General features: G+C 65.7%; 15 protein-coding genes. 11 read left to right on the forward strand and 4 right to left on the reverse strand.

Annotated features, from left to right (window positions below; all coding sequences use genetic code 11):
• Positions 1–63 precede the first annotated feature (63 nt).
• The 3 genes from ACE3SL_RS06295 to ACE3SL_RS06305 are packed head-to-tail and all read right to left on the reverse strand — an operon-like array spanning position 64 to position 1,896.
• Positions 64–1,236: an NAD(P)/FAD-dependent oxidoreductase gene (locus ACE3SL_RS06295; protein WP_374524903.1), complete on the reverse strand. Its 1,173-nt coding sequence runs from the start codon at positions 1,234–1,236 to the stop codon at positions 64–66.
• A 7-nt stretch (positions 1,237–1,243) separates the two neighbouring features.
• Positions 1,244–1,423, reverse strand: coding sequence for a hypothetical protein (locus ACE3SL_RS06300; protein WP_215353462.1), 180 nt, complete (start codon positions 1,421–1,423; stop codon positions 1,244–1,246).
• Complete coding sequence (locus ACE3SL_RS06305; RefSeq protein ID WP_374524904.1) at positions 1,420–1,896, reverse strand: GreA/GreB family elongation factor; 477 nt, start codon at positions 1,894–1,896, stop codon at positions 1,420–1,422. The genes ACE3SL_RS06300 and ACE3SL_RS06305 overlap by 4 nt, the downstream gene beginning before the upstream one ends.
• A gap of 155 nt (positions 1,897–2,051) precedes the next feature.
• Here ACE3SL_RS06305 and ACE3SL_RS06310 point away from each other — a divergent pair, with 155 nt between their 5' ends.
• From ACE3SL_RS06310 to ACE3SL_RS06335, 6 genes are all read left to right on the forward strand, one after another.
• On the forward strand, positions 2,052–2,573 hold the full coding sequence (locus ACE3SL_RS06310; RefSeq protein ID WP_374524905.1) for a sigma-70 family RNA polymerase sigma factor: 522 nt from the start codon (positions 2,052–2,054) through the stop codon (positions 2,571–2,573).
• A gap of 1 nt (position 2,574) precedes the next feature.
• Complete coding sequence (locus ACE3SL_RS06315) at positions 2,575–3,225, forward strand: NrsF family protein (protein WP_374524906.1); 651 nt, start codon at positions 2,575–2,577, stop codon at positions 3,223–3,225.
• Positions 3,226–3,282: 57 nt separating this feature from the next.
• On the forward strand, positions 3,283–4,038 hold the full coding sequence (locus ACE3SL_RS06320; protein ID WP_374524907.1) for a head GIN domain-containing protein: 756 nt from the start codon (positions 3,283–3,285) through the stop codon (positions 4,036–4,038).
• Positions 4,039–4,081: 43 nt separating this feature from the next.
• Complete coding sequence (locus ACE3SL_RS06325; RefSeq protein ID WP_374524908.1) at positions 4,082–4,792, forward strand: head GIN domain-containing protein; 711 nt, start codon at positions 4,082–4,084, stop codon at positions 4,790–4,792.
• A gap of 26 nt (positions 4,793–4,818) precedes the next feature.
• On the forward strand, positions 4,819–5,580 hold the full coding sequence (locus tag ACE3SL_RS06330) for a sulfite exporter TauE/SafE family protein (protein WP_374524939.1): 762 nt from the start codon (positions 4,819–4,821) through the stop codon (positions 5,578–5,580).
• A 98-nt stretch (positions 5,581–5,678) separates the two neighbouring features.
• Entirely contained in the window at positions 5,679–5,942 is a 264-nt protein-coding gene (locus ACE3SL_RS06335) for a hypothetical protein (RefSeq protein WP_374524909.1), read from the forward strand.
• A 59-nt stretch (positions 5,943–6,001) separates the two neighbouring features.
• Here ACE3SL_RS06335 and ACE3SL_RS06340 read toward each other — a convergent pair whose 3' ends face one another.
• Positions 6,002–6,805, reverse strand: coding sequence for an SDR family oxidoreductase (locus ACE3SL_RS06340; RefSeq protein WP_374524910.1), 804 nt, complete (start codon positions 6,803–6,805; stop codon positions 6,002–6,004).
• A gap of 167 nt (positions 6,806–6,972) precedes the next feature.
• Here ACE3SL_RS06340 and ACE3SL_RS06345 point away from each other — a divergent pair, with 167 nt between their 5' ends.
• The 5 genes from ACE3SL_RS06345 (at position 6,973) to ACE3SL_RS06365 (ending at position 13,462) form a co-directional block, all read left to right on the forward strand.
• Complete coding sequence (locus tag ACE3SL_RS06345; protein ID WP_374524911.1) at positions 6,973–7,242, forward strand: hypothetical protein; 270 nt, start codon at positions 6,973–6,975, stop codon at positions 7,240–7,242.
• A gap of 114 nt (positions 7,243–7,356) precedes the next feature.
• Complete coding sequence (gene secA / locus ACE3SL_RS06350) at positions 7,357–10,092, forward strand: preprotein translocase subunit SecA (RefSeq protein ID WP_374524912.1); 2,736 nt, start codon at positions 7,357–7,359, stop codon at positions 10,090–10,092.
• 106 nt (positions 10,093–10,198) lie between these two features.
• The gene (locus tag ACE3SL_RS06355; protein WP_374524913.1) at positions 10,199–10,933 is read left to right on the forward strand and encodes a TSUP family transporter; all 735 of its coding nucleotides are present in this window, start codon (positions 10,199–10,201) and stop codon (positions 10,931–10,933) included.
• Positions 10,934–11,078: 145 nt separating this feature from the next.
• The gene (locus tag ACE3SL_RS06360) at positions 11,079–12,518 is read left to right on the forward strand and encodes a circularly permuted type 2 ATP-grasp protein (protein ID WP_374524914.1); all 1,440 of its coding nucleotides are present in this window, start codon (positions 11,079–11,081) and stop codon (positions 12,516–12,518) included.
• Positions 12,518–13,462 (forward strand): alpha-E domain-containing protein, encoded by a 945-nt coding sequence (locus tag ACE3SL_RS06365; RefSeq protein WP_374524915.1) that lies wholly within the window; start codon positions 12,518–12,520, stop codon positions 13,460–13,462. Before ACE3SL_RS06360 ends, ACE3SL_RS06365 begins: the two co-directional genes overlap by 1 nt.
• Positions 13,463–13,464 lie beyond the last annotated feature (2 nt).

Raw genomic sequence — 13,464 nt, forward strand, 5'->3', positions numbered from 1 at the left:
AGTTCAGCAATGGCGCGTGGATGCCGGATCACGTCCGGCATGACGATGGTTCTATGGTTTTTCCTAAAGGGCCTGACCCGCCGCGTATCCGCTGGCCCAAGCCCATTGAAAATTATAGCCGCCCAGCCACCCGGTGACGTCCACGGCTTCGCCGATCGCATACAGCCCCGGCACGCTTTTGGCCATCATTGTTTGCGAGGACAGGTTTGCGGTCGAAATTCCGCCGACGGTGACCTCGGCTTTCGCGAAGCCCTCGGTGCCATTGGGATGGAAAGTCCAGTGCCTGAGACGCGCTTCGGCGTCGGCGAGCTTGCGGTCGGTCTGCGCGCCGAGTTCGCCGGGAAGGGCAAGCCGGTCGGCTAGCGTCTGTGCGAGACGGTCGGGCAGAGCAAGCGCCGACGCCAGCGTCGCGCGCGGCCGCGCACGCTTCGCTTCGACAAGCCAGCCCGGCGCGGCATCCGGCAGGAAGTCGATCGTCACCGGGTCGCCATGGCGCCAGTAGCTGCTGATCTGGAGAATCGCCGGACCCGACAGCCCCCGGTGCGTGAACAGCGCGGCCTCGCGGAACGCGGCCTTGCCCGCGCGCGCCTGGACCGCGGTCGCGACGCCCGACAGGTCGCGGAACAGCACATCGTCTCCGCCGAGCGTCAGCGGGACGAGCGCCGGGCGCGGCTCGACCACTTTGAGCCCGAAATGGCGCGCGAGATCATAGGCGAAGCCGGTCGCGCCCATTTTTGGGATCGACGGACCGCCGGTTGCGATGACCAGATTGAGAGCCATAAAGCGCTGGTCGCCAAAAGTGACGCGGAACGCCCCATCGGCATGGGCCACGTCGCGTACCGGCTGGCCGCAGCGGACATCGACGCCGCCCTTCGCGCATTCTTCCAGCAGCATCGCGACGATCTGCTTCGCCGAGCCGTCACAAAAGAGCTGGCCGAGCGTCTTTTCATGATGGGCAATGCCATAACGATCGACGAGGGTGATGAAATCCGCAGGCGCATAACGCGCGAGCGCCGACTTCGCGAAATGCGGGTTTGCCGAGATATAGCGGTCGGGAACGGTATGGATGTTGGTGAAGTTGCAACGCCCGCCGCCCGAGATCAGGATCTTCTTGCCGACCTCTTCGGCATGATCGAGCAGCAGGACGCGTTTGCCCCTTTGCCCCGCGACCGCGGCGCACATCAGTCCGGCCGCGCCGGCTCCCAGCACGATGGCGTCATAATCGGTGGTGGGCATGGGGCCGTCAGCGCAGCTTCGCGATCGATAGCCCGTCGGCCTTGGCGCGGGTCTTCACCGATTCCTCGCTGCGCGTCAGCGCCTTGGCGATCGCCTTCAGCGCCATGCCCTTCTTGGCGAGCGTGTGCAGTTTGTCGATCTCGGCGGCGGTCCACGGCTGCTTGTGGCGCTCGAACTTGTCTTTCATGCCCTGACCTCCGGATCGGCGTCCGCCGCGAGGATGGTGATCGCATCCTCGCGCTCCTGAAACTCGACGACGTCGCCCGCCTCGCCGCCCATCAGCGCGCGGCCGAGCGGCGCGGTGAAAGCGATCAGCCCCGCGCTGGGGTCGGCCTCGTCATGGCCGACGATCGTGACCGCGCGCTCGCCGCCGTTCAGCACATAGCGGACGCGGCTGCCGATGCCGACGACATCGGCCTCAGGCGCAACCTGTACCTCGGCGGTCGCGTGGCGGGTGCTCGCATAGCGGAGGCGGCGCTGCAACTTCTTGCGCGCCTCTTCGTCGGCCTCGGCTGCAATAGCGGTTTCGAGACGCGCGGTTTCCTCTCCGAGCAGGCGGCGTCCCCGCGGCGTGACCAGATTGGCCCCGACCGGAATCGGCCACTCGAACGCGGGTTCCATATGCTCGTCGTCGCTCTCGCGGCGGAAGGCTACGCTCATGTCTCTCTCGATAACGAAAAGGGGAAGCGCGCCTGTTGCACCGCGAAGGTGGCGACAAGATGGCGCAAATTTTCCCGGGCACGTAACCATGGCGCCATCACCCCCGAACCGGAGGCGATGCCATTCCTCGCCATCTCCGCTATCCTGCCTCGCCTATGAGCCTCGACGAACCCTCGCTTGCGCGCCTGATGGCTGCTTCGCAGCGGGGCGATCGCGTTGCGTATCGCACGCTGCTGGCCGATTGCCGCAAATGGCTCAGCCGCTATTTCGCGCGCCGCATTGCGCCGCACCAGATCGACGACCTGGTGCAGGAAACGCTGGTGTCGATGCACCGCAAGCTTGCGACCTGGGACAGCGGGCGGCCCTTTCTGCCCTGGCTCGCCGCGATCGCGCGCTATCGCTGGATCGATGCGCTCCGCCGCCAGCGCGACGAAGCCGAGCTTGGCGACAGTGACGCAGCGGCCGGCGCAGCGGATGAGGCCATCCACGCCCGGCTCAGCATCGACCGGCTGCTCGCCTGTCTGCCGCCGGGGCAGGCGCAGGCGATAACGCTGGTCAAGATCGAGGGAGCCTCGATCGCCGAGGCGTCGAAAATTTGCGGCCAGAGCGAATCGCTCGTCAAGGTGAACATCCATCGCGGGCTCAAGAAGCTCGCGCAATTGATTGAAAGTGAGTGAGATGACGGACGCATCGATCGACGATCTGATCGAGGCTCTCGCAGACGAGCTCGAACCCGTCCGCCCGCGGCGCCTGCTGCGCGGGGCGCTGTGGGTCGCGGCGGGATGGATCGTCGTCGGCGCGCTGCTGCTCCGGATCTTCGGCATGCGCCATGATCTCGCGGCCGGCATTCCGATGGCGCCGCTGCCGATGCTCGCTTTCTGGCTGATCGTCGCGCTGGGGCTCGCGGCGGCGTGGAGTGCGCTCCGTATGGGCCTTCCCGGCGTCGGGCGCGACTATGGCGGCTGGCGCTGGGCCGCGCTCGCCGCGCTTGCTTTGCCGCTGACCGCAATCTTCATCGGCTTTGGGGACCGTCATGGCGCGATGGAGGCGATGCACTCCGGCCATGGCATGGGCTGCACGCTCGACGGGTTGATTGCGGGCGTCGGCGTCGGCGCGGCGCTGTTCGCCTGGCTGAGAGGCGGGGCACCGACCTCGCCCGAGCGTGCGGGCTGGGTGACCGGCACTGCCGCCGGCGCGGCGGGCGCGGCGGCGGTCGCGCTGCATTGCTCGTCGAACGACATGATCCACATCGCGCTCTGGCACGGGTTGGCGATTCCGCTGTGGGCGGTTGCGGGCCGGTTGCTGCTCGCGCCGCTGCTCCGCTGGTAGGTCGCTGGACAGCGCGTCGCTCCTGTGTTATGTAAGTAACACACAAGGAGATTGACGATGCGAAACTGGACGATGGCGATTCTGCCGCTGGCGATGGCTCTTTCGGGCTGCAACGGCGACGGGAAAGAGGGCGAGCATGGCGCGAAACAGGATGATCGCGCCGCGCCCGCGGGGCCGGTGACGACGCAAAGCTTCGACCTCAAGGGCTTCACCGGCATCAAGGTCGCCGGCCCCGACGATGTGACGATCCGCCAGGGTGACGCCTTCGCGATCAGCGCCAGAGGGCCGCAGCGCGAGCTTGACGAACTCGAGATCACGCTCGATGGCGCGATGCTCTCGATCGGCCGCAAGCGCGAAGGCTTCAGCTTCAGCCGTCACGACAGCAAGGGCGTCGAGATCAGCATCACGATGCCGAAACTCGATACGTTGCGCCTCACCGGATCGGGATCGATCGACGCCGACAATCTGGCCGCCGATGCGGCGAAGCTGGAGGTCACGGGGTCGGGCGACCTCAAGCTCGGCAAGCTGACCGCGAAGAGCGCCGACCTCGGCGTCTCGGGCTCGGGCAATATCGAGATCAAGGGCGGCACGATCGACACCGGCGATTTCGGCGTAACCGGATCGGGCGACATCGATGCCGAAGGACTGGCTGCACAGACGCTCGACATATCGATCACCGGATCGGGCGACGTCGAAGCGCAGGCGACCGTCCGCGCGAACGTCAACATCCTCGGATCGGGCGACGCGACGATTGGCGGCGGCGGCAAATGTTCGACGCACGCGATGGGGTCGGGCACCGCGACCTGCAAATAAAGCGGCGCTGGCGCCGCCGCCGCGAAGCCGGTAAGGCGGGGCCATGACCAGCTACTCGCGCCTGGCCGTTGTTGCGGCCGCCGCCCTTCTTTTCTCCGGTCCCGCAACGGCGGCCGAGAAGCGCTACGGCCTCACCAGCTTCGAGGCGATCGAGGTGGGCGCCGATGTCGATGTCGAAGTGGTGACGCGCGCGCCGGTCGGCGCGGTGGCGACCGGCTCGACCGACGCGCTCGACCGGCTGACGCTCGAGACGCGCGACGGGCGGCTGGTAATCGGCGAGAAGAAATATGCGGGCGACGAGAGCCGCCGCACCGCCCCCGCAGTGGTGACGGTGCGTGTCAATGCCGCGAATCTGCGGTCGGCGACGCTCGCGGGGGCAGGGTCGCTGCAGATCGACCGGCTCAAGGGCGCGCGCGTGATGATCGGGCTGCGCGGGCCGGGACGGATCGGCGTCGGCGACGTCGCGGCCGACCGGCTCAGCGTCGCGATGATCGGCAACGGGACGATGACGCTCGCGGGCAAGGCGAAGCAGGCACAGATGACCTTGTCGGGCGCGGGCGTCGTCGATGCGGGCAAGCTCGCTGTTGACGACCTGATCAGCGACAGCGAAGGCGCGGGCGATCATATCTTCAACGCGGCGAAGACCGCCGCGATCACTGCGCGCGGGGTCGGCAAGGCCGTGGTCCTCGGCCGTCCGGCTTGCACCGTCCGCAATCTCGGCAGCGGGTCGGTGACCTGCGGCGCGCAGAAATAGCGGCGGTGCTTGACCAGATCGTCCGGATGCACGCGGTCGCGGGGATGCTCGTCGGCATCCTCGTCGGGCTGACGGGCGTCGGCGGCGGGTCGCTGATGACGCCGCTGCTGGTGCTGATGTTCGGCGTGAATCCGAAGACGGCGGTCGGCACCGACCTGCTCTTCGCCGCGATTACCAAGACGGTGGGCAGCACCGTCCACGGTTGGCGCGATACGGTCGATTGGCATATTTTCCGCCGCCTCGCCGCCGGGTCGATCCCGGCCGCGCTGCTCTCGGTCGTCGCGCTGCAGGGGGTCGGCGAAATCGGGGCCCGCGCTGAACATGTCATCATCGATTTCCTGGGTGTCATGCTCGTCCTGACCGCCTTCGCCGCGCTGTTTCAGGCTCGGCTCATGCGGTTCGCGCGGCGGCACGAAGGGCCCGACGACCGCCACGCGATGCTGCCGACCGTGATGCTCGGCGCCTTTATCGGGATTGCCGTCTCCATCTCGTCGGTCGGGGCGGGGGCGATCGGGGTTACAGCGCTGCTGATGCTCTATCCCAACCTGCCGGTATCGCGGATCGTCGGCACCGATATCGTCCATGCGGTCCCGCTGGCGCTGGTCGCGGGATCGGGGCACTGGCTTTATGGCGATGTCGATCCGGCGCTGCTGGTCAGCCTGCTCGCAGGCTCGATCCCCGGCGTAATCGTCGGTAGCCTGCTGTCGAGCCGCGCGCCCGATCGCTTGCTCCGGCCGGCGCTGGCTGCCGTCCTGCTCGTGTCCGGGGTGAAGCTGCTGACCAGCTGATCGGCGCTTGCTGACGAAAATGTAACCCCCGCGCCACCTTCCGCCAAGGTAGCGGGCGGCATTCTCCTGGTCGGCCATTTCGGCCACTGGAGGATGTCATGAACAGATTTGCTGTCGTTCTGGCGGCCGCGGCCGCCCTCGCTCTGCCCGGCACCGGCCAGGCGGCCCAATGCCGCAATGCGCAGGGGCATTTCATCAAATGTGCGCCGACCCCCGCGGCCAAGGCTCCGGCCATGGCGGCCGTGCGCGCGCCTGCGAAGCGGGCAACCCCGGCGCACAAGACCGCCAGCTCCGGCGCGCGCTGCCGCAATGCGAAGGGGCAGTTCGCCAAATGCGGAACGCCCGGCGCAAAGGCCGGCTGATCCGCGGGCTCGTTCCGGGCAGATCTCGCCGTTTCCGGCCTGATCTGCCCGCACGGCCGTCAGTGGCCCGCGGCGCCCAGTCCGTCGATCTTCTTGGATTGCCGGACGATCAGCCCCGGGAAGAAGCGCGCCAGCCGCGACAGGCGTTTCGCCATCTTGCCGACGGTGACATGGACCTTGTCGCCGTGCACCGCGTCCCACGCCGCCTCGGCGACGCGCTCGACGGGCACGATCTCGAACCCGCTCGACGACAGCCGGTCGCGGGCGGGCGCGTTGCTGTCGGCGCTGACCTGATCGAGCAAGGGCGTGTCGATGAAGCCGGGCATCAGCGATCGCACCTTGATGCCATGCTTGGCGAACTCGATCTCGAGCGCCTCGGTCAGCCCCCGCACCGCGAATTTGGTCGCCGAATAGACGGCAAGCCCTGCGACGCCGTAAAAGCCCGATGCCGATCCGGTGTTGAGGATTGTCGCGCAGGGGGTCGCGCGGAGCAGCGGCAGCGCTGAATATATCCCATTGACGACGCCGCCGAAGTTGATCGCGATCAGCCGGTCGGCCTCCTCCGGCGCCATGTCGATGAACTGGCCGCCCGATCCGATCCCGGCATTGTTGAACAGCACGTCAAGCCGCCCCTTGCTGGCTTGCGCGAAATCGGCGAGGGCCGCCTGCCACTGGTCGCGGTCGCGCACGTCCATGACGTGGCGCGACGAGGCGCCCTCGGGCAGCAGCGCTGCAGTTTCGTCGATCCCTTGCGCGTTGACGTCGGCAATGCCGACGAACCAGCCGTGACCCGCAAAATGGCGCGCGGTCGCGCGACCGATGCCCGACCCGCCGCCGGTGATGAAGATCGCCTTTCGTGCCACGCTATCCCTCCTTACATATTTGTCAGCGCGACAAGATGCGAAGCTGACGATAACGTCAAGCGGCTATCGTTGCCGTACGACAACCCCTAGACGCGCGGCCGCTTTCACCCTATGTTCAGGGAACGGGGCGCAATAATCTGGGCTCCGGACGTGTATGGGGGCGATTCTTGCGGCTTTTGCTGACCCTTTTGGCGCTGATCACCGGGTTCGCGACTGCGGACCGGGCCGTTGCCGCACCCGCCACTCCGATGGCGATGGGGTCGCTCGTTCTGCTCGCCGAGACGGCGAACAAGGCGGAGGCGACCGATAGCGATCGCCGCCCGGCCGCGACCGCGCCGACCCGCCGCGCGCCCAGCGGAGGCAGCGGCAAGCCGCGCAAGGCGGCTCCGCCGCATCTCCCCGGCCTGCTGACCGGCGCCGATCGCGCGCTCGAATAGCGTCAGGCGCTGACGGCCTTTGCGGGCCTTCTCCCTGCATTCGCGGGGATTTTCTTCATATTCCGCGCGGCGCCCACGCCGCCCTGATCGCATCGAAATCCAAGGAAATTCATTATGTTCGGCAGCCTTGCCAAGAGCCTGTTCGGCTCGTCCAATGAGCGTTACGTCAATTCGATCCGCAAGATCGTCGCCAGGATCAACGACTTCGAGCCGACGCTTGAGGCCTATAGCGACGATGAACTGAAAGCGCAGACGCAGAAGTTTCGCGACCGGCTCGCGGCGGGAGAGACGCTCGACGATGTGCTGCCCGAAGCGTTCGCGACCGTTCGCGAGGCGTCGAAGCGCACGCTCGGCATGCGCCATTTCGACGTCCAGATGATCGGCGGCATCGTCCTTCACCGCGGCGAGATCGCCGAGATGGCGACGGGCGAAGGGAAGACGCTGATGGCGACGCTGCCCTGCTACCTCAACGCGCTCGAGGGCAAGGGCGTCCATGTCGTCACCGTCAACGACTATCTCGCGACGCGCGACGCCGAATGGATGGGCACCGTTTACGGCTTCCTCGGCCTCACCACAGGGATCATCGTCCCGAACCTCAACGAGATGCAGCGCCGCGAGGCGTATAACGCCGACATCACCTATGCGACGAACAACGAATTGGGGTTCGATTATCTGCGCGACAATATGAAGTTCGACCGCGCGCAGATGGTGCACCGCGAATTCAACTTCGGCATCGTCGACGAGGTCGACTCGATCCTGATCGACGAGGCGCGCACCCCGCTGATCATCTCGGGCCCCACCGACGACAAGTCCGAGCTTTACATCCGCGTCAACGAGGTGGTGCTCCAGCTCGTCGACGAGGATTATGAGAAGGACGAGAAGGCGAAGTCGATCAGCCTGACCGAGGAAGGCACCGAGCATGTCGAGCGCTTGCTCGAGGCAGCGGGGCTGCTGCAAGGCAGCAACCTCTACGACATCGAGAACACCCAGGTCGTCCATCACGTCAATCAGGCGCTGAAGGCGATCCAGATGTTCAAGCTGGACATCGATTATATCGTCAAGGACGGCAAGGTCGTCATCATCGACGAATTCACCGGTCGCATGATGGACGGCCGCCGCTGGTCCGACGGTCTGCACCAGGCGGTCGAGGCCAAGGAAGGCGTCCAGATCGAGCCCGAGAACCAGACGCTCGCGTCGATCACCTTCCAGAATTATTTCCGCATGTATCCGAAGCTTTCGGGCATGACCGGCACCGCGGCGACCGAAGCCGCCGAATTCTTCGAAATCTACAAGATGAACGTCGTCACCATCCCGACCAACCGCCCGATCGCGCGGCTGGACGAGGAGGACGAATTCTACAAGAATATCACCGACAAGTTCGGCGCCATCGCGCGCACGATCCGCGAGGCGCAGGAGCGCGGCCAGCCGGTGCTCGTCGGCACCGTTTCGATCGAGAAGTCGGAACTGCTCTCCTCCTATCTCGAAAAGGAAAATGTCGCGCACAGCGTCCTCAACGCGCGCTTCCACGAAAGCGAGGCGCATATCGTCGCGCAGGCCGGCCGCAGCGGCGCGGTCACGATCGCGACGAACATGGCGGGCCGCGGCACCGACATCAAACTCGGCGGCAGCGAAGAGTTCCGCATCGAGGACGAGCTGAAGGACATGCCCGAAGGTCCCGAGCGCGAGGCCGCCGAGGCGCGGATTCGCGAGGAAGTCTCTATCGAGCGCGAAGCCGTGCGTGCGGCAGGCGGGCTGTTCGTACTCGCGACCGAGCGCCACGAAAGCCGCCGCATCGACAATCAGCTGCGCGGCCGCTCGGGGCGTCAGGGCGATCCGGGCCTGTCGAAATTCTACCTCTGCCTCGACGACGACCTGTTGCGCATCTTCGGTCCCGACACGCTCTTCTCCAAGATGATGAACAAGAATCTGGAGGATGGCGAGGCGATCGGATCGAAATGGCTGTCGAAGGCGATCGAGACCGCCCAGAAGAAGGTCGAGGCGCGCAACTACGACATCCGCAAGCAGGTCGTCGAATATGACAACGTCATGAACGACCAGCGCAAGGTGATCTACGAACAGCGCGGCGAGATCATCGACAGCAAGACCGTCGACGATGTGATGGCCGAGATGCGGGCCGAAACGGTCAATTCGATCGTCGCCGATGCCTGCCCGCCGGGAAGTTATCCCGAACAATGGGACATCGAGGCGATGAAGGAGCGCACCGCGAGCATCCTCGACCTGACCCCGCCGATCGACGCCTGGATGCAGGAAGATGCGGTCGAGGCCGAAATGTTCGAGGAGCGCATTCAGGAACTTGCCGACGCTGCAGCCGCGGAAAAGGCGGCGCAGGTCGATCCCGATACGTGGCGCAATGTCGAGAAGTCGGTGCTGATCCAGACGCTCGACCATCACTGGAAAGACCATCTCTCGACGCTCGACGCGCTGCGTCAGGCGATCTTCCTGCGCGCCTATGCGCAGAAGCAGCCGATCAACGAATATAAGCAGGAGGCGTTCGCGCTGTTCGAGCGCATGCTGCAGAACATCCGCGAGGATGTGACGCGCACCGTCGCGCGGATCGATTTCCAGTTCCAGGAACCCGAGGCGATGCCGCTCCCCGATCTGCCCGACTTCCTGACCACGCACATCGACCCCTTCACCGGCGAAGACAACAGCGCCGACATCGATGCGGGCGAACTCGGCGTGATCGCCAATACGCTGCCGCCGATGCAGGCGCCGCGTCCAGACCTGCCCGAGGGCGAAAATCCCTATGCGGAGCTCGAGATCAGCCGCAACGCGCCGTGCCCGTGCGGGTCGGGGCGCAAGTACAAACATTGCCACGGGCAGCTTTGATTGCAATGTATCGTCATTGCGAGCGAAGCGAAGCAATCCAGAGCGGTTTACGCGACTCTGGATTGCCGCGTTGCTTCGCTCCTCGCAATGACGGGATAGGAATAGGATGACCGGACTCGCCGCCCTCTTCGGACTCACCGCGCTGCTCTACGCCGCGGTCGGGTTCGGCGGCGGATCGACCTATACCGCGCTGTTGCTGCTCGGCGGTGTCGCGATCGGGCTCGTTCCGGCGATCAGCCTCGCGTGCAATGTCATTGTCGTTACCGGGGGAACGGTCCGCTTCGCCCGTGCGGGCGTCATGCCGTGGGCGAAGGCGCTGCCGCTGATCGCCGTCGCGGCGCCGCTCGCCTTCCTTGGCGGGTTGACGCCGGTGAAGCAGGGCGTGCTCGTCATCCTGCTCGGCCTGTCGCTGCTCGCATCGTCGCTCGCGCTGCTGTTCCAGCCGCAGGCGGCGAAGCCGGTCGCGCTGTCGCCGAAGCTGCTGCTGCCGATCGCGGCCGCGCTCGGCTATCTCGCCGGCGTCGTCGGCATCGGCGGTGGTATCTTCCTCGCGCCGATCCTCCACCTGATCCGTTGGGCCGAGGCGCGCAGCGTTGCGGCGACCGCGAGCCTCTTCATCCTCGTCAACAGCCTGTTCGGGCTGACCGGCCAGCTCATCAAGGGCAAGGGTGGTGCGATGATCGACGCGATTGCAGGGCACTGGCCGCTGCTGGTCGCGGTGCTGATCGGCGGTGCGATCGGGACGCAGCTGGCGGTCAAGACCGGCCCCGCGACGCTGATCCGGCGGCTGACGGCGTTGCTGGTGGGGTTCGTCGCTATACGTCTGCTCTTTGGTTTCTAAGGGCTTTTTGCGCTCTTGCCTTCCCGCGCGGGGGTGCTAGCATCTCCCTCATAAGCTTGACGGCCGCGTAGCCAGACAAGCGACGCAGCAGGCAGGAATATGGGGCCGCGCACGCTCGACCATCGGGTGCGGCCATATCGGTGGCATGTTGCGCGGAAAGGGCTGGGGCATTTCCTTTTTCGATGAAATGACAGGGCAGGCGGGCGAGGTCCGTTCGCCCTATCGCGACTATCACGAATGGTTCGGCCGCGAGGATACGGCGCGCATCCAGCGCAAGGCGCAGCAGGCCGAGGCTTTTTTTCGCACCACCGGCATCACTTTCAATGTGTATGGACAGGACGAGGCCGACGAACGGCTGATCCCGTTCGACGTCGTCCCGCGCATCATCTCGGCGAGCGAGTGGCGCCGTCTCTCGCGTGGCATCGAGCAACGCGTGCGCGCGCTCAACGCCTTCCTCCACGATATCTATCACCGGCAGGAAATCCTCCGCGCCGGCCGCGTCCCGACCGAGCTGATTTCGCGCAACGAGGCCTTTCTGCCGATGATGATGGGGATGGACCCGCCGGGCGGCGTCTACACGCATATCAGCGGCATCGACATTGTGCGCACCGACGCCAACGAATTTTATGTGCTCGAAGATAATGCGCGCACGCCGTCGGGCGTGTCGTACATGCTCGAAAATCGCGAGACGATGCTCCAGATGTTTCCCGAGCTGTTCGCGAAGATTTCGGTGCGCGAGGTTGGCGACTACCCGCTCAACCTGCTGAAGTCGTTGTCGGCGTGCGCGCCGCCTGCCTGTCAGGGCACGCCGACGGTCGCGGTGCTGACCCCCGGCATCCACAACAGCGCCTATTTCGAGCATAGCTTCCTTGCTGACCAGATGGGCGCCGAACTGGTCGAGGGCCACGACCTGCGCGTCGTCGATGGCCGCGTGGCGATGCGGACCACGCAGGGCTATACCCCGATCGACGTGCTGTATCGCCGCGTCGATGATGATTTCCTCGATCCGCTCAATTTTCGGCCCGACTCGATGCTCGGCGTGCCCGGCATCTGGGACGTCTATCGCGCCGGGGGAATCACCATCGCCAACGCGCCGGGAACGGGGATTGCGGACGATAAGGCGCTGTACAGCTATATGCCTGACATCATCGAGTTCTACACGGGGGAGAAGGCGCTGCTCCCCAATGTGCCGACCTGGCGCTGCTCGGAACCCGAGCATCTGAAGGAAGTGCTCGACCGTTTGCCCGAACTGGTGGTGAAGGAAGTGCATGGATCGGGCGGCTACGGGATGCTCGTCGGCCCGACCGCGAGCCGCAAGGAGATCGCGGTGTTCCGCAAGAAGCTGGAGGCCAATCCGGGCAATTATATCGCGCAGCCTACGCTCTCGCTTTCGACGGTGCCGATCTTCACCAAGGCGGGGCTCGCGCCGCGCCACGTCGATTTGCGGCCCTTTGTGCTGATGTCGCCGCAGGGGATACGGATCACGCCGGGCGGGCTCACGCGCGTCGCGATGACCAAGGGGTCGCTGGTGGTGAACAGCAGCCAGGGCGGCGGCACCAAGGATACGTGGGTTTTGGAGGACTGATGCTCGGGAAAACGGCCGGCTCCCTCTATTGGATGGCGCGCTACCTCGAGCGTAGCGAAAACAACGCGCGCCTGATCGACGCGGGTTTCCGCATCGCGCTGACCCGGTCGAGCACCGCGGAGGCCGAATGGCGGTCGGTGCTCGTCACTGCGGGACAGGATCACGCCTTCCGGCTGGCGCATGGCAGCGAATACAGTTCGCAGCGCGTCGTCGATTTCATGCTGCGCGACCCCGCCAACCCGTCGAGCATCCTCTCGGTCGTCAAGCGCGCGCGCGACAATGCGCGCACCGCGCGAACCTATCTCACCCGCGAGGTGTGGGAGGCGGTCAATACGAGCTGGATGACGCTCGGCGCACAGCTCAAGCGGCAGGTGCGCGAGGACGATCTGCCCGACGTGCTCGCCGCGATCCGTCAGAACAACGGGCTGGTGCGCGGCGCCTTTTCGGGAACGATGCTCCGCAACGACGGCTATAATTTCGCGCGCCTTGGCACCTTTCTCGAGCGCGCCGACAACACCGCGCGCATCCTCGACGTCAAATATTATCTGTTGCTGCCGTCAGTCGCACATATCGGCAGTTCGATCGACAATGTGCAGTGGGAAACGATCCTGCGCTCGGTGTCGGCGCACCGCGCCTATCACTGGCTTTACGGGACCGAGATCAGCGCCTTGAAGATTGCCGAATTCCTGATCCTCTACAAACAGATGCCCCGCAGCCTGGCCTTCTGCTGCGAGCAGATGAACGACAATCTCGGCTGGCTGCAACGCCTTTACGGCGAGGAAACCGAGGCGGTCCGCCTCGGCGCCGCGATCTGCCGTGACCGGCTGTCGCGCCCGATCCAGTCGATCTTCGACGGCGGCCTGCATGAATATATCACCGACTTCCTCCGCGCCAACGCTGCGCTCGCGCAGCAGATCGAGCGCGATTACCGGTTCGTGGAGTGACC

It is taken from the genome of Sphingopyxis sp. (genome assembly GCF_041916015.1).
Classification (GTDB): domain Bacteria; phylum Pseudomonadota; class Alphaproteobacteria; order Sphingomonadales; family Sphingomonadaceae; genus Sphingopyxis.